This is a genomic window from Halorubrum trapanicum, from assembly GCF_002355655.1.
Classification (GTDB): domain Archaea; phylum Halobacteriota; class Halobacteria; order Halobacteriales; family Haloferacaceae; genus Halorubrum; species Halorubrum trapanicum_A.
Window position 1 is genome coordinate 956107 of sequence record NZ_AP017569.1, and the last position, 14672, is coordinate 970778.

Sequence of the window (14672 nt, forward strand, 5' to 3'; positions counted from 1 at the left end):
CCGTCGCGTCGCCGGCACAGCTAAACCGCTCCCGGTCGCAGGAGTCCACATGGACGACACCGACATCAATGTCGACGCGCGGATCGCCGAGGACCGCACGGTCATCGACGTGACGGGCACGAGGGACGTCGCCGTCGTCGTGCGGTCGGACGACGGCGAGCGGATCTACCTCCCGCCCGAGGGGTTCGACGACCCGGTCGGGGGGTCGCCGTACACCTCGCCGTACCAGGGCGCCGGCGCCGGCGGCGAGGAGAGCCCGTACGGCGGGGCGACCGGCAGCACGCGCGGCGTGATGGAGACCGCGGACGGGTTCCGGGTCACGCACCCGCAGCCGGTGACCGAGTTCGACGTGTTCCGAGGCGGAGAGGACTGACGGAAGGCTTCGCGAAAGGGGGATTCGGACGGGTCAGGCGACGTCTTCGTACACGGCGAGCGTGTCCTCTGCGACGTCGCCCCACTCGCGGCGCTCGTACTGCGGCGGCTCCTCGCGGTCGAGCGCTTCGATGAGCCCGTCGACGATCGACTCGGAGTCCGTCTCGACCTCGACGAGGCAGCCGTCGGGGAGGACCTCGGCGACGCCGGAGCGGGTCGCGACGACCTGCGTCCCCGCCTCCAGCGCCTCGGTGATCGTGATCCCGAACGGCTCCGCGTAGGAGGGCGAGACGAACGCGTCGGAAGCGGCGTAGTAGTCGCCCAGCTCCGCCTCGGGGACGTAGCCGACGAACTCGACGCGGTCGTCGATGCCGAGCAGCTCCGCGAACCGCTTCAGCTGCTCGGTCTGGTGGCCCGACCCGCCGACGACGAGCGTCACGTCGCGGCCGCGGAGCTTCTTGGTCGCGTACAGGAGGTGGGAGATCCCCTTCTGGTCGGTGTGGCGGCCGACGAAGAACAGCATCTCGCCGTCGATGCCGAGGTCCTCGCGCACGTCCTTCCCGGAGAACTGCGGCGTCGAGAAGCCGTTGTACACGACCCGCGAGTCAGCGTCGTACAGCTCTCGGATGTCCTCGCGGACGATCTCGCTGACCGCGATGTTCGTGTCGGCGGCGTTCGCGAGCCGGCGCTCGGTCTCGACCTCGCGGCTCGGCGGGTCGATGTTGCGGTCGCTCGCCAGCGAGTGGAACGAGGAGACCCAGGTGGCGTCGGACTCGCGGGCGGCGGCGCGACCGGGACCGTAGCCGAACCAGTCGTGCGTGTGGATCACGTCGTGGTCGGGCGCGAGCTCGGCGAACCGGTCGGAGAGCTGTCCGACGCGCGCCGCGACGTCGCCCTCGCCGGTCTCGACGGGTTCGAGCCCGGGCTCGTCGTCGGGCGCGAACTCCGCGGGCAACACCAGCGTCACGTCGACGCCGAGGTCGTCGCGCAGCCCGGTGAACAGTTCCCCCACGTGGACGTCGAGCCCGCCGGTGATGTTCGGCGGGAACCCCCACCCCAGCATGAGTACGCTCGGCGGCATACACCCCCGTTTCGGGAGTCGGCACTTAGGTATGCCCCTCGTGGCGTGCGGTGGAGCGGGACAGAGGGAGTAGAGGGAATCGGAGAGAGGAGTGGAAGGAACCGGAGAGAGCCCGGCCGAAAGGGGAGTCGGCCCCGCTCAGGCCGCGCGGACCGCGTCGCGCAGCGCGTCCGTGCGCTCGGTGATCGACTCGGCGGCGTCCGCGAGCACGTCGAGCGGGTCGCCCTCCTCGGCCTTGACGGTGAGGACGGGCTCGGTCTGGCCCCCGGACTGCTCGGGGTTCATGTCGTAGGTCGCGGCCGCGACGTCGTCCGACTCCAGCAGGGCGCCCTTCAGCACGTTCATGAACGTGTGGTCCTCGCCCGCGATCTCGATGTGGAGTTCCGTGTCGGTCTTCTCGATGACCCGCAGTTCCATACCCGAGAGGTCGGGCGAGCGGCGTTTCAAGCTTTCGTCTCCCGAATATCGACGGATGCGGACGGGTGGCACGCGACCCGAAAGCGTATGCCGCCCGCTCCGGTGGCCGCCCTATGGAGATCCGACGGCTACCGACCGACGAGGACGCCCTCCGCCGCTACGCCGCCGAACTGTGGCTCCCCTACCACCGCGATCTCGCGGCCGCTGCGGAGAGCCACGCGCTCGCCGACCGGCCGGACGAGGAGCTGATCGCGGCCGAGACGGAGTTTCGGCGCGACCTGCTCCGCGAGAACGCGGACCGCCGGCTGTGGGTCGTATCGGTCGATTCGGAACTCGCTCCGGACGGCGTCGATTCCGGGACGCTCGGTCCCGAACGCCTCGACCCCGAGAAGCCCGCGCCCGCCGGGGTCCCCGATCCGGACCACGACCTTGTCGCGTTCGTCTCGACGAGCGTCGACGCGTGTCCGGAGGTGTTCGACCGGCCGGACCGGCTCGTTGTGGGAGACATCTACGTGGACGAATCGTACCGAGGGAGTGGGTTGGCGGACCGGTTGCTGGAGCGAGCAGCGGTAGATGCGCGCGAGCGGGACTGCGGCGAACTCCGGCTCGACGTGGACGTCGACAACGAGCGCGCGGCGGCGTTCTACGAGAAACGGGGGTTCGAGCCGTATCGGAACCAGCTGACGCGAGACGTGAAGTGAGCGACTATTTATAAGTCGGAGATTCCGGATCGACGATGGACTCCGCCAAATACCCAATCGTTTGCTTATAAATAGCGGTTGGCGGATCGGCGGAGAATCCTGCCAACATCCCAACCAATTATTTATAAATGGTTGATAGCGGATCAGCGGTGAACACCTCCAAAGCCCCAGCCGGGAGGGCGGCGCACGCTCGCTGCGCTCCTCAGTCGCTCACGTCGCTCGCTCCTTGCGGTGCTTACGTCGCCTGCGCCGCCCTCCCGGCTGCCCCTTTGAGTCCCACCCCGCACCGCACAGCACAGCACCCCACCCCGCACCGCACAGCACAGCACCGCGCCTCGCGCCTCCCCAGCCTCGTCAGTCGCCTCCGCTTCGCTCCGGCGACTGACTCCCTCGCGCGGTGCTGTCTCGCGGCCGCCGAGGGCGGCCGCTCGGAGGCGCGCGCCACCGCATCCCCTCACAGCGATCGGGAGTTGTGTTTATAAATAGAGCCACCGACCGTGGCCTGGTTCACGATGACCTGCGCGCGCCGGTGCGGCCGCTCTGCGGTCGATAAACGCAAAACGGGTCGCTCCGACAGCGAGACGTTACTCGTCGGCGTCGACGGCCACTTCGTCGGCGTCGACGTCGACGGCGGCCTCCTCCTCGGCGGCGACCTCGCTCGGACGCGCTTCGAGGGTCAGCTTCTGGACCTCGACGCGGCGGAGCGGGTAGATCTCCTTGGCGTCGCCGTAGATGGCCGACGAGAGGTTCCCGTCGACGATCGCGTCGACGAACGCCTCGAAGGTGCGCTCCTCGGCGGCGGCGTGGACCTTGTCGATCATCACGCGGCGGATCGCCTTCTCCTGCGAGCGGTCGGCCTTCTTCGTCGTCAAGGCGACGGGCTGGACGCGGACGCGGTAATCGTCCGTCGTCAGCACCGTGATCGACGCCTCGACCTTCGAGGCGCCGCGGCGGACGAGCGAGCGCAGGTAGTCCCGCGTCAGCTCGTACTTGATGAACTCGGTGTACGCCGAGTCGCTGCCGACGTCGGTGATCTTGAAGGTTAGCTTGGTGTTGTTCGCGTTGGAGTCGCCCGTCAGCTCGTCGAGCGTCGTCGTGATCGTGCGGCCGACGACCTGCTGGGGCTCCTCGGCGAGCGTCTCGCCGAGCTCCTGCCGGTCGAACTGTTCGGGCGCCAGCACGGTGTACCAGCGCTTCTGTTCTCTGCTCTTGGATACGGATCGTTCGCTCATGTGTCGGATTGTGTGTCGGTGTCGGTCGTCTGCGGTTCGTCTGTGGAGTCGAGTGGAGCCGCGGCGTCCGCGGCGTCGGCGTTCGCGGCGTCTGCGTCGGCGGTGGCGTGATCGCGCGCTCGGTCGATGACCCGGTCGGCGACGCGCAGGTTCACGAGGTGGTCGTCCAGCGTCGACTGGAGCCCCCCGGTCGTCGGCCGCGCGACGGTACAGGCGACGACGTCGCCGTCGACGCGCGTGCGCATCGAGTCGGTCTCGTCCGGCCCGAGCGCGGCCGCGACCGTCGCGGCGTCGGCGTGCCGAGTCCGGACCGTGGCGGTCCGGCGGGTCTCCTCGGGCATCTCAGATCGCCTCCCTGAGCGCGGCCAGCGCCGCCGTGATGTCGGCGTCGCCGCCGTCGTTCGCGTCCGTCTCGACGGCGATCCCCCCGCGTTCGGGGGTCCCCCAGCCGTCGCCGCCGACCTCGCCGGCGGCGGTGCGGCAGGCGTTGCCGAGGCCGGTCGGCTCGATCGCGGCCGCCGCCAGCCGACCGGTGCCCTCGTCGAGCGCGATCGCGACGGGCTCCGGCGACCGGAAGTCCCGGACGAGTCGGGCGACCGTCGGCAGGATCGCGGGCGAGCCGTCGGCCGCCGCGGCGTCGACACGGGCGACGACGCAGCCGTCGTACCGGCCGACGGTCGCCGCGTCGAGCGCGCGGTGCGCCGCCAGGCCGTGGCGGCGCCACGCGTCGAGCGCGGCCGTCCGGAGCGAGTCGTCCGGGTCGCCCGCGAGCGCGAGCGCGACGCCCGTCCCGGGCGCCTCCCGGGCGAGCGCGTCGAGCACGTCGGCGTAGCCGCCGACCGTCTCGAACGGGCCGTCCATCGCGTACGGGCGGAGCGCGCGCTCGACTGCCGAGGCCGCGCGCTCGCTCGCGTCGTCGCCGTCGACCGCGTCGACCGCGACCAGCGACGCGAGGCGCCGGCGGTCGTCGGCGTCGGGGTCGGTCGGGAGTTCGAGGGGGGCGAGCGCGTCGCGCGCCGCCTCGGGGTCGCCGGAGTACCGGGTCCGCGCGAGCGTCGAGGCCGCGAGGGCCTCCGCTCGGGACGGTTCCTCGTCGACCGTTCCCGAGACCGGGAGCGCGACGCCGGGCCGCCGCTCGACGCGGCCGGCCCGCTCCGCGGCGTCGAGCGCGTCGCCGGAGCCGTCGGCGCCGGGGATCGACCCGGCCGCGACGACGCCGGCGAGCGCGACCACGGGGTCGGGCTCGACGCCGAGTTCGCGGGCGACCGCGAAGGCCGCCGCGCTCGCCGGCCGTCCCGTGCCCGGAATCGCGTGCGGGCCGCGGTCGACGCCGACGGCCACCGCGACGCCGTCGTCGACGTCGTCGGGGACCGGGTCGGGGTCGACGCGCGCCTGAAACGGCGTGCCCGTCGCTCGGAGCGCTCGCGCGAGCAGCCCGGCCGCTGCCAGCGCGTCGCCGTCGTCGGTCGCGACGAGCCGGACGAACGGCGCGTCTGCGAGGACGCCGGCGAGCGCGTCGGGGGCGGGCGTGGCGGACGTCGCTTCGGTCATGTGGGTTGGGTCTCGGTGTCGGTGGCGGCTCGGCAGTCGCCGCGTGAGGCCGCGTTACTCCTCGAGGTACTCGACGGCGTTCTCGTAGGTGTACGTGAACTCCTCGTCGATCTCGTCGCCGCGGTAGTAGTTCGCGAGGCGGCGGATCTTCGACTCCGTGTTCTGGAGCGCGCGCTTGTTCTGGTGGTCCTGCCCGTTCTCCTCCATGTGCTCGCGCAGGCGGATCGCCTGCGACATGAGGTTGCGGAGGTCTTCCGGGATGTCGGCGTCGGCGTCGTGTTCTTCGAGGATCTCGGTGACCTTCTTGCCGGTCGCCAGCTTCACGTCGGGGACCGGGACGCCCTTGACGCCCTCGTCGCGCAGCTTGAGGCCGATGACGCTGGGGTCGTGGCCCTGCTCCGCCAGTTCGACGACGCGGGACTCGATGTCCTCGGCGTCGACGTCGCTCCACTCCGGGGTCTCGTCCGTCGCCGGCTTGTCCGAACCGGACGAACCGCGACGGCGCGTGTGCATTCGTGCCATTGTCTGTCTGGTTGGAACGGCACAACCGCAACGTGACCGCGACTCCGCGCGACGCGGCTACGAATCCCTCGCGGAGCGAGCGATCCGACCGGACGGCCCGCGCGAGCGGCCCGCCCGACCGCGACGTCGGAGGCGTCGGCGCACTGCTACATTCCCAAGCCGCGGGCGAAAGGGCCCCGGCGAGTCGGATCTGCAGCTGTGCTGTTCCCGTCTGCGGAGTCGCCGCCGGGGTCCTTAAGAGTGTTCTTGTGGGGCGGAGCGGTGCGGCCGCCCTCGCGCCCGTCCATCTCTCGTTCGTGCCGCGCCGCCCGCGGATTTGTTCCGCGCGAGCGCTCCGCGGAAGGGAGGATTTAGGTGAGTCGTGGATGTTCGGAGCGGTGTGACCGATAGATGACCGAAACCAGAGACGGGGACCCGCCGGCGACCGACGGCGGGAGGTCGACAGACGGCGTGGAGTCGCCCGACGGAAGCGAGTTCGGCGTCGGCGAGCAGGACGGCGACGGCCCGCGGATCGAGTTCCGCGGGGGGAAGTGGGCGAGCACCGTCCCGCTCGTCTTCTTCATCGCCTGGGCGATCCTCCAGAGCGGCGTCCTCGGGATCGGCGACACCAACGGCCTCGTCGTCGGCGCGCTGATCGGGACGACCCTCGGGATGTTCCTCGTCCGCGGCGACTGGAAGGCGTACGCCGACACCATCTTCGAGGGGATGACCCAGCGCGTGGCCGCGACCGCCATCGTCGCGTGGCTGTGGGCCGGGATGTTCGCCCAGACGCTCCAGACCGGCGGCTTCGTCGAGGGGCTCATCTTCGCGGCCGACGCTCTGAACGTCGGCGCGTCGACGTTCCCGGCGGCCGCGTTCGTCCTCTGCGGCCTCCTCGCGACCGGCATCGGCACGGGGTACGGCGCGACCGTCGCGTTCGTCACCCTCTTTTTCCCGGCCGGCGTCCTCATCGGCGCGAACCCGGTGCTGCTGTTCGCCGCGATCTTGTCCGGGGCCGTCTTCGGCGACAACCTCGCGCCCGTCAGCGACACGACGATCGTGAGCGCGGTGACGCAGGACGCCGACATCGGCGGCGTCGTCGCCTCGCGGTTCAAGTACGCGATCGGGGCGGCGGTCCCCGCGTTCGCCGCCTACCTGATCGCCGGCTCCGTCATGTCCGGGGTGAGCTTGGAGGGCGCCGTCGCGCTCCGCGAGTCCGCGAACGCGCTCGGGCTCGTTCACCTGCTCTCGATGGGGATCGTCATCCTCACCGCGGTCGCCGGCCGCCACATCGTCGAGGCGATCTCGTGGGGGCTGCTCGTCGCGATCGCCTTCAACCTCCTGTTCGGGTTATCGAGCGCGAGCGACATCGTCGTCTTCACCGTCACGGAGGCCGGGTCGCTCTCCGGGCTGCCGGTCGTCGAGGTCGGTGAGACCGCCGGCGTCGGCGGGAGCCTCTACTCCGGCGCGGTCGGGTTCTTCCCGCTGATCGTCCTCACGCTCCTGATCGTCGCGATGGCGCAGATCATGATCCGCGGCGGCGGCTTCGAGGCGATCCAGACGTTCCTCCTCGACCGCGTCGCGACCACCGTCCGCCGGGCGGAGCTCACGATGGTCCTCGGCACCGCGACGATCAACGGGATGATCACGATCAACACCGCCGCGGAGATCGCGATCGCCCCGTACATCGCCCGCATCGGCGAGAAGTTCAACATCAACGGCTACCGTCGCGCGAATATCCTCGACGCCAACACCTCCGCGCTCGGCTACATCTTCCCGTGGGCGGGCGGCGTGCTCGTGGGGTACCAGGTGATGGTCGGCCCCGACGGGCTCGGCGCCGAGTACGGCCCCGGGATGGTCGTCAACCCGATCGAGGTCGTGCCGTACGTGTTCCACGGCTGGTTCCTCGTGGCGATATTCGTCCTCGCCGCGATCACCGGCTTCGGGCGGGAGTACATTCCCGACCGCGTCTCCGAGGAGGTGTCGCGCGCGTGAGCGTCTTCGACAAGTTCCTCGCCGGCTGGTCGTTCCGCGGGTCGACGCCGGACTACGCGGCCGGCGACGTCCTCGAAGTGATGGTGACCGGAGAGGAGGACGGCGGTGCCGGCGAAGGCGGCGGTAGTGCCGGTGAGGGCCGCGGCGGCCACGTCGCCCGCATCGGCGACTCGACGCTGCGGATCGAGGGCGCGCCGGCCGACGCGATCAACACGCGGATCATCGTCGACGTGGAGTCGTGGGACGACTCGGCGCACACCGGCCGGGCGACCTACCGGAAGACGGTGGGCGAGAGCGCGTTCTAATCAGTAATCGAGGCGTATTTTTTTCGGGGTCGTCGATTCGGCTATTTGCTTATAAATGGCTCTGTTGAAATTCTATTCTTCAGACACACTATCGTCTGAAACAGCCGGTCGCTGAAGAGTGCGTATTGAACCCGGTCATAGAGTACCTGCTCGTTTTGGGTACTATCTATATGTCTAATTTCCCGCGATCTTCTCGGTAAAAAGCTTATATGACCAGTGAGTCAGCGTGGTGTATGGACTCACGGCTAGAATCGCTTCTTCTCGGGAAGTCGTTGAACCTATCACTTCGGTATCTCGGGTACTCGGTCATTCTCATGGCCTTGTTCTTCGGTCAACTCTATCTTGTTGGAAATTCCGGTATGGGAAACTCATTTCTTGGAGTCACGGTATCAGCGATTATTCTGGCAGGGATACACACATATCGCAACGACGGGATACTCGTGAGTATCGCCGTCGCCGTGATCGTCATAAGCGGCTCCGCCCTGTATAGTGTCATCTCGCTTAATCACCCCCAACCTGACTATGGGCTTTTAACCGGCGTGGGGGGAGCAATGTTGTATGGTGTCCCAATAGGGATTGTATCATCTACTGTTGCGTTTGCTTTACGGCGATTTGGCCCGAGCCAATCAGGTGTCGTATCTGAGGAAAAATAGAAGTATAAGCACTCCTCCACTGAGTAAACCCCAGAAACCTTCAGTAGTTCACCTGTACTGAGCGATTTGGGGTGTGAAACTATCAACCTCTGAGGATTTCAACAAATCCCTATAAATGGATGATGGCGGATCGGCGGTGAACACCACCAACGTACCAACCGAGTTCTTATAAATGGTTGACTGCGGATCGACGGCGACCACCGCCAAAGCCCCAGCCGCTCGGCGATACACAGGTGACCATCACTCGATGGCGCACACCTCCAAAGCCCCAGCCGCTCGGCGATACACAGGTAACCATCACTCGATGGCGCACACCTCCAAAGCCCCAGCCGCGAGGACTCGATGCGCTCGCTGCGGTCCTCGGCGCTCACTCCGTTCGCGCCTGCGGTCCTTACGTCGCGCGTCTTCGTCCTCGCGGCTGCCCCTTTGAGTCCCACCCCGCCCCGCACCGCAACCGCACAGCACCGCAGCCTCACACCTCCCCAGCCTCGTCGCTGGCGCCGCTGGCGCCAGCGACTCCCTCGCGCGGGCTCCTCGCGGCCTGTCGGCCGCTCGGAGGCACGCGCCACCGCAGTTGTTTTTAAATACCACATCGTCGGAGCGGGGTTCAGCCGCCGCGAATCGACGTGGAGCGGCGCGGACCGGGGCGCTTTTTATGACCACGCTCGAATCGACGGACGTGCTATCGGTCGAGCTTCACGCGCATTCCGCGCTGTCGTACGACGGGCGCGACCCGGTCGAGCTCCTCTTGGAGCAGGCGGCCGCGGTCGGGCTCGACGCGCTCGCCGTCACCGACCACGACGAGATCGACGCCAGCATCGAGGCGGCCGAGAAGGCCCCCGACTACGGCCTCGTCGGCATCGTCGGCATGGAGGTGACCTCGGCGGTCGGCCACGTCCTCGCGTTCGGCATCGAGGAGCGAGTCGAGAGCGGCCTCCCCTTCGACGAGACGCTCGACCGGATCCGCGATCAGGGCGGGATCGCGGTCGTCCCCCACCCCTTCCAGAAGTCCCGCCACGGCGTCGCCGCGCACATCACCGACGACCAGCTGGCGAGCGCCGACGCCGTCGAGGTGTACAACTCCCGGCTGTTCACCGGGCGCTCCAACCGACAGGCCGAGAAGTTCGCCGTCCGCAACGGCCTCCCGATGACCGCCGGCAGCGACGCCCACATCTCAGAGATGGTCGGCCAGGCGGTGACGGAGGTGGGCGCCGACGAGCGCTCCGCCGCCGCGATCCTCGACGGGATCGCCGACGGCCGGACGAGCGTCGTCGGCAAGCGCACCCCGTGGCGGGTCTCGCTCAGGCAGTTCGGCGGCGGCGCCAAGCGCCGCGCGCTCCGCGCGCTCGACGCCCTCCGGTGACCGCGATGACGCCCCCCGATTCGTCCGATCTGCGCGGCGCCCCCGCGGACCGCGTCCGCGACGCCCTCCGCGACGGCGACCGCCTCCCCGGCGGGCGCGGCTTCGCCGGCCTCTTGGCCGACCCGCCGAGCCTCGGGGGCCCGGTCCTCGTCCGCGACGTCCTCGGCCGGCAGCCGCTGTTCGTCGAGCGCGAGGCGCTCGACGCCGAGACGGGGCGGGATCCGACCGCTCCCGACGCGCGGAGCTTCGACCGGACCGCTCTCGACGAGCCCGAACCGGTCCCGGCCGGGAGCGTCGTCTCGGCGAGCGGGACCGAACGCGTCTGGGGGCTTCCCGACTCCGGGCCGACCGCAGACCGGGGGACCGCGCTGTCGGCGGTCGACGACGCGGTGAGCGCGGCGCTCGACGACCTCTCCGCGGGGTCCAAGGAAGGCGACCTCGCGGTCGCCTTCTCCGGCGGCGTCGACTCCGGGCTCGTCGCGGCCGCCGTCCCCGAGGCCCCCTGCTACGTCGCCGGCTTCGAGGGGAGCCACGACGTCGCGGCCGCGCGCGACGCCGCGAGCGCGATGGGCCGCGACCTGCGGGTCGTCGAGATCACGCACGGGGATCTCACGCGCGCCGTCCGCGCGGTCGCAGCCGCGACCGGCCGCCGGAACCCGATGGACGTCGCCATCGCGGTGCCGCTGTTCCTGACGGCCGAGGCGGCCGCGGCCGACGGGTACGACCGGCTCGCGCTCGGGCAGGGCGCCGACGAGCTGTTCGGCGGCTACAGCAAGGTCGTCGACCCCGCCGAGGACCCCCGCGTCGACGCCGACACCGTCCGCGGGGCGCGGACGGAGACGGTGCGTACGCTGCCCGACCAGCTGGAGCGGGACGTCCTCGCGCTCCGCGCCGCCGGCGTCGAGCCCGCGACGCCGCTGCTCGACGACCGGGTCGTCGCCGCCGCGCTGGCGCTCCCCGACGACCTGCTCGTGGACGGGGACGAGCGGAAGGTCGCGCTCCGACGCGTCGCGGCCGGGCGCGTACCGGGATCGGTTCACGCCGCGGACAAGAAGGCGGTCCAGTACGGCACGTACGTCTCCCGCGAGCTCGACCGCCTCGCGCGGCGGGCGGGCTACAAGCGGCGGATGGACGACCACGTCGGGAAGTACGTCGACGCGCTGTGTTCCGAGGAAAAACCGGCCGGTGAGGGCCGGAACTGACCAAGTCGCCGCGCGGAGTACCAGTCCTGCGGCCGACGCCCGAACGAACGGGCGTCTACTGAGATATCGACAGGACAGGTATAAAATCCGGGCAGTAGCGACAAATATGACTCCGTTGCGGCCGGACAGAAAACGATCGTCCGCAGATACGACCCATTACTGCCGGATCTCCGCATCGATAGCCCGCTTTGCCGGGGGAAGTTCACGTCCATCCGGGCGAGAACCGACCGGTTCGCGGACTCGCTGGCGGTCGCCGCGTCAGCGGACCAGGTACGGGTCGCTGCCGGCGATGAACCGACCGAGATCGCTCTCGCGTCGGAAGTCGGTCGAGCGGAGCTCCCGCAGCGACTCGACGAGCCGGTCGGCGTCGCCGTCGGTCCAGTCCGCGGGATCCTTGATCGGGACGACGAGCCAGCCGGCGCCGAGGAGCTCCTCGCCGTGGAGCGCGTCCATGTCGATCTCGGTCTTCCAGGCCCGCGCAGTGTACGTCTCGAGGACGTGTTCGGTCGCCCGCGCGCCCACCGGGAGCAGCACGTGGGCCGCGATGGCGCGGAGCTCGGCGTCGAAGAAGCGCTCCATGTCGTCGTAGGCGTCGTCGTCCGGCGGCCCCTCGCTCTCGCACATGTGGAGGTACGAGAGGAACGTGCGGTCGGTTCGGAGGGGGTCGACCGCGTTCGGGTCGCCCTCGCGGGCGACGCCGTCGGGGTCGACGCCGTCGGCGATCCCGCCGATCAGTCCGGCTTCCGCGAGCGCCGACAGGAACGCGGGCGACCACGGTTCGCCGGTGAAGGGGACGCCCGCAGCGGTCCCGCCGTGGACGCCGGGACGATCGCCGACGACGTGGAAGTCGGCGTTGGCGTCGCCGTAGCCGGGGACGAACGAGGGGCAGTCGGGGCGCATCCCGAAGGGGTTCCGGATCCGGTCCGTGACGTTCTGCACGCGATTTGGTAGGCCCGCGCCCGGTTATATCCCGTTCGGTCCGGAGCGAGCGGCTCGGGGAGCGAGCCCCGCGGGACGACGGACGGGGCGAGCGGGGCCGATGCGAGGCGCACGAGGCGACGAGGATTCCCATAAGTTATGGAGATAAACGGGGTCAATCCGGGTTGGGATACGCGTCGATCGACGCGGAACGGGAGAAGTTTCAGGATCGTTAATTTACGACCGAAAACCGCAAGACTGCGGCGCGGTTGTCTCGGGAGCAAGCACGGAAGATATTTATACATCCCCGCGTTCCGCTGGAGCAGAAGTCCAATGTTCGACCGCATCCGAACCGCGGCCCTCTTCGGGCTGCACCAAGCGACCGTCGCCGCCGGGATCTCGCTGTTCCCGGTGGCCGTCTTCGCGCGTCAGCGCCTCGGTATCAACGTCCCCGTCGGCCGACTCGTCGAGATCACCACCGAGGCGTTCGAGACCGTCGCCGAGGAGTGACCGCGCCGCCGTAGCGACTCGTTTTGCGCAGCCGACTACGCCGAACCCACTCGGAGCGACCGTGCCGTCGATCTCCCCGGAGCGCCGCTCCCGTCGCCGCCTCGATCCGAGCCCCGTACCTCCTCGCCGTCGGCCGGTCGCGGCCCGGCGACGGATAGGCCCGTCGGAACCGGTCGGCGGCCCCCGAAGGGTTGCCTTTATCAGCGCGCCGAGCCAACGAGCGTGTAATGCGAACACCGACTGGCGACCTCTCCGACGGGCCGGCCGCCGACCTGGGCCGCGACCAGCCCGTCTTCGGACCGGAGCTCGGCGAGTTCGAACACAGCGAGCGACGCGCCGCGAAGGCGGAGGAGGACGGCGAGATGAAGACCGGGACCACGACCGTCGGCATCAAGGCCGACGACGGCGTCGTGATGGCGACCGATATGCGCGCCTCCCTCGGCGGCATGGTCTCCTCGAAGGACGTCCAGAAGGTCGAGGAGATCCACCCGCGCGGCGCCCTCACCATCGCGGGCTCCGTCTCGGCGGCCCAGAACCTCATCTCGACGCTCCGCGCCGAGACGAGCCTCTACGAGGCCCGCCGCGGCAAGGACATGTCGATGGAGGCGCTGTCGACCCTGACGGGGAACCTCCTCCGCTCCGGGGCGTTCTTCGTCGTCCAGCCGATCCTGGGCGGCGTCGACGACGAGGGCGCGCACATCTACTCCATCGACGCCCTCGGCGGCACGACCGAGGAGGAGTACACCGTCACGGGCTCCGGGTCGCAGTACGCGCTCGGCGTCCTCGAACAGGAGTACGACGACGAGGTCACCATCGACGAGGCGAAGACCATCGCCGCGAAGGCGATCCAGTCCGCCGTCGAGCGCGACCTCGCATCGGGCAACGGGATCAACGTCGCGGTCGTCACCGACGACGGCGTCGAGATCACCCGGTACAAGGAGTTCGACGACCTGCTGTAGGGCGGCCCGCCGACGAGGTGAGTTCGCCGACCGCTTTTCGCTGCGACCTTCGACGATAGTCCGCTCGCTACCGACGAGTCCGTTCACCGGTCCGTTTCGAACGGTCGTCGGTCCGTTCCGAACGTTCGACTGTCCGTTCCGAACGTTCGTCTGTCCGTTCCGAACTCACCGCCGCAGGCCCGGGGGCGCGCGGATGCCGTCGCCCCAGTAGAACCGCGGGCCGAGGAGGAGGTAGCCGCACGAGAGGAACAGCAGCGCGAACGCGAACCCCTCGCCGATCCACGCCGGGAGCGCGTCCGTCGCCATGTGGCCGGCGGGCGTGAGGATCACGGCGGCCTGAACGACGCCCATCACCAAGGCGTCCTGCGCGTGGAGGTCGGGGTACGTCACCGTCGAGCCCATGAGCAACGCGAACGTCGTCGTCGCCGCGACGAGGAGGAGCGGGGCGGTGTACCCCGCGATGACGGCGGCCGCGAGCACCGTCGCCGCCAGCGTGGTCGGGACGCCCACCGTCTCGCGGGCGCCGTCCTCGTCGACCGTGTAGAGGCCGAGGCGGGCGACGGCGGCGGCGACGAACACCGCCCCCGCGCCGACCCCGGCGGCGACGAGGACGGGGTCCGTCGCGAACGAGCGCCCGTCGCGGACCACGGCAGCCACGAGCGCGGCGGGCGCCACGCCGAAGGAGGCGACGTCGGCCAGCGAGTCGAGGTACGGGCCGGCGGGGGTCGACCCGCGGTGCCGGGCGACGACGCCGTCGAGGCCGTCAGCGACCGCGGCGAGGAGGACGAGCCGGGCCGCGAGCGCGACGTCGACCGTGGCGGCGACGACGGCGAGGAAGCCGACGGCGGCGTTGGCCACGGTCACCGCGTCCGCGAGCCCGAGGCGCCGAGCGAACCGCAGAGGCATACCGTA

General features: G+C 69.9%; 17 protein-coding genes. 9 read left to right on the plus strand and 8 right to left on the minus strand.

Annotated elements, in window-relative coordinates; all coding sequences use genetic code 11:
• Positions 1 to 49: 49 nt before the first annotated feature.
• Positions 50 to 373: a DUF7510 family protein gene (locus CPZ01_RS04665; protein ID WP_096393660.1), complete on the plus strand. Its 324-nt coding sequence runs from the start codon at positions 50 to 52 to the stop codon at positions 371 to 373.
• Positions 374 to 406: 33 nt separating this feature from the next.
• Here the strand turns inward: CPZ01_RS04665 and CPZ01_RS04670 are convergent, their stop codons facing one another.
• Both CPZ01_RS04670 and CPZ01_RS04675 read right to left on the minus strand, forming a co-directional pair.
• Positions 407 to 1435 carry a glycosyltransferase family 4 protein gene (locus tag CPZ01_RS04670; RefSeq protein WP_096396130.1) on the minus strand — a complete coding sequence of 343 codons (1029 nt, stop codon included), beginning with the start codon at positions 1433 to 1435 and terminating at the stop codon, positions 407 to 409.
• Positions 1436 to 1591: 156 nt separating this feature from the next.
• The gene (locus tag CPZ01_RS04675) at positions 1592 to 1870 is read right to left on the minus strand and encodes a DNA-directed RNA polymerase subunit L (protein WP_096393661.1); all 279 of its coding nucleotides are present in this window, start codon (positions 1868 to 1870) and stop codon (positions 1592 to 1594) included.
• 113 nt (positions 1871 to 1983) lie between these two features.
• Between CPZ01_RS04675 and CPZ01_RS04680 the strand changes: the two genes are divergently transcribed.
• Positions 1984 to 2571, plus strand: coding sequence for a GNAT family N-acetyltransferase (locus tag CPZ01_RS04680; RefSeq protein WP_096393662.1), 588 nt, complete (start codon positions 1984 to 1986; stop codon positions 2569 to 2571).
• A 584-nt stretch (positions 2572 to 3155) separates the two neighbouring features.
• Here CPZ01_RS04680 and CPZ01_RS04685 read toward each other — a convergent pair.
• The 4 genes from CPZ01_RS04685 to CPZ01_RS04700 are packed head-to-tail and all read right to left on the minus strand — an operon-like array spanning position 3156 to position 5876.
• On the minus strand, positions 3156 to 3803 hold the full coding sequence (locus CPZ01_RS04685) for a 30S ribosomal protein S3ae (protein ID WP_096393663.1): 648 nt from the start codon (positions 3801 to 3803) through the stop codon (positions 3156 to 3158).
• Positions 3800 to 4144 carry a KEOPS complex subunit Pcc1 gene (locus CPZ01_RS04690; RefSeq protein ID WP_096393664.1) on the minus strand — a complete coding sequence of 115 codons (345 nt, stop codon included), beginning with the start codon at positions 4142 to 4144 and terminating at the stop codon, positions 3800 to 3802. Before CPZ01_RS04690 ends, CPZ01_RS04685 begins: the two co-directional genes overlap by 4 nt.
• Before the next feature lies 1 nt (position 4145).
• Positions 4146 to 5354 carry an exonuclease RecJ gene (locus CPZ01_RS04695; RefSeq protein ID WP_096393665.1) on the minus strand — a complete coding sequence of 403 codons (1209 nt, stop codon included), beginning with the start codon at positions 5352 to 5354 and terminating at the stop codon, positions 4146 to 4148.
• Between the two features lie 54 nt (positions 5355 to 5408).
• Entirely contained in the window at positions 5409 to 5876 is a 468-nt protein-coding gene (locus CPZ01_RS04700) for a 30S ribosomal protein S15 (RefSeq protein WP_026046173.1), read from the minus strand.
• Between the two features lie 390 nt (positions 5877 to 6266).
• On the opposite strand from CPZ01_RS04700, the gene CPZ01_RS04705 reads away from it, so the two are divergent.
• From CPZ01_RS04705 to CPZ01_RS04720, 5 genes are all read left to right on the plus strand, one after another.
• The gene (locus tag CPZ01_RS04705) at positions 6267 to 7850 is read left to right on the plus strand and encodes a Na+/H+ antiporter NhaC family protein (protein WP_096393666.1); all 1584 of its coding nucleotides are present in this window, start codon (positions 6267 to 6269) and stop codon (positions 7848 to 7850) included.
• Positions 7847 to 8155, plus strand: a complete 309-nt coding sequence (locus CPZ01_RS04710) for a DUF7513 family protein (RefSeq protein ID WP_096393667.1) — start codon at positions 7847 to 7849, stop codon at positions 8153 to 8155. Before CPZ01_RS04705 ends, CPZ01_RS04710 begins: the two co-directional genes overlap by 4 nt.
• Before the next feature lie 233 nt (positions 8156 to 8388).
• Positions 8389 to 8808, plus strand: a complete 420-nt coding sequence (locus CPZ01_RS14965) for a hypothetical protein (RefSeq protein WP_157745927.1) — start codon at positions 8389 to 8391, stop codon at positions 8806 to 8808.
• A 679-nt stretch (positions 8809 to 9487) separates the two neighbouring features.
• Positions 9488 to 10171: a PHP domain-containing protein gene (locus CPZ01_RS04715; protein WP_096396132.1), complete on the plus strand. Its 684-nt coding sequence runs from the start codon at positions 9488 to 9490 to the stop codon at positions 10169 to 10171.
• A gap of 5 nt (positions 10172 to 10176) precedes the next feature.
• Positions 10177 to 11373: an asparagine synthase C-terminal domain-containing protein gene (locus CPZ01_RS04720; protein WP_096396134.1), complete on the plus strand. Its 1197-nt coding sequence runs from the start codon at positions 10177 to 10179 to the stop codon at positions 11371 to 11373.
• Positions 11374 to 11631: 258 nt separating this feature from the next.
• Here CPZ01_RS04720 and CPZ01_RS04725 read toward each other — a convergent pair whose 3' ends face one another.
• Positions 11632 to 12312, minus strand: a complete 681-nt coding sequence (locus CPZ01_RS04725) for a uracil-DNA glycosylase family protein (protein ID WP_096393668.1) — start codon at positions 12310 to 12312, stop codon at positions 11632 to 11634.
• A 312-nt stretch (positions 12313 to 12624) separates the two neighbouring features.
• Between CPZ01_RS04725 and CPZ01_RS15355 the strand changes: the two genes are divergently transcribed.
• Positions 12625 to 12801, plus strand: coding sequence for a hypothetical protein (locus CPZ01_RS15355; protein WP_172863930.1), 177 nt, complete (start codon positions 12625 to 12627; stop codon positions 12799 to 12801).
• 227 nt (positions 12802 to 13028) lie between these two features.
• On the plus strand, positions 13029 to 13760 hold the full coding sequence (gene psmB / locus CPZ01_RS04730) for an archaeal proteasome endopeptidase complex subunit beta (RefSeq protein ID WP_017342545.1): 732 nt from the start codon (positions 13029 to 13031) through the stop codon (positions 13758 to 13760).
• 165 nt (positions 13761 to 13925) lie between these two features.
• Here the strand turns inward: psmB and CPZ01_RS04735 are convergent, their stop codons facing one another.
• Complete coding sequence (locus tag CPZ01_RS04735) at positions 13926 to 14666, minus strand: protein sorting system archaetidylserine synthase (RefSeq protein WP_096393669.1); 741 nt, start codon at positions 14664 to 14666, stop codon at positions 13926 to 13928.
• Positions 14667 to 14672 lie beyond the last annotated feature (6 nt).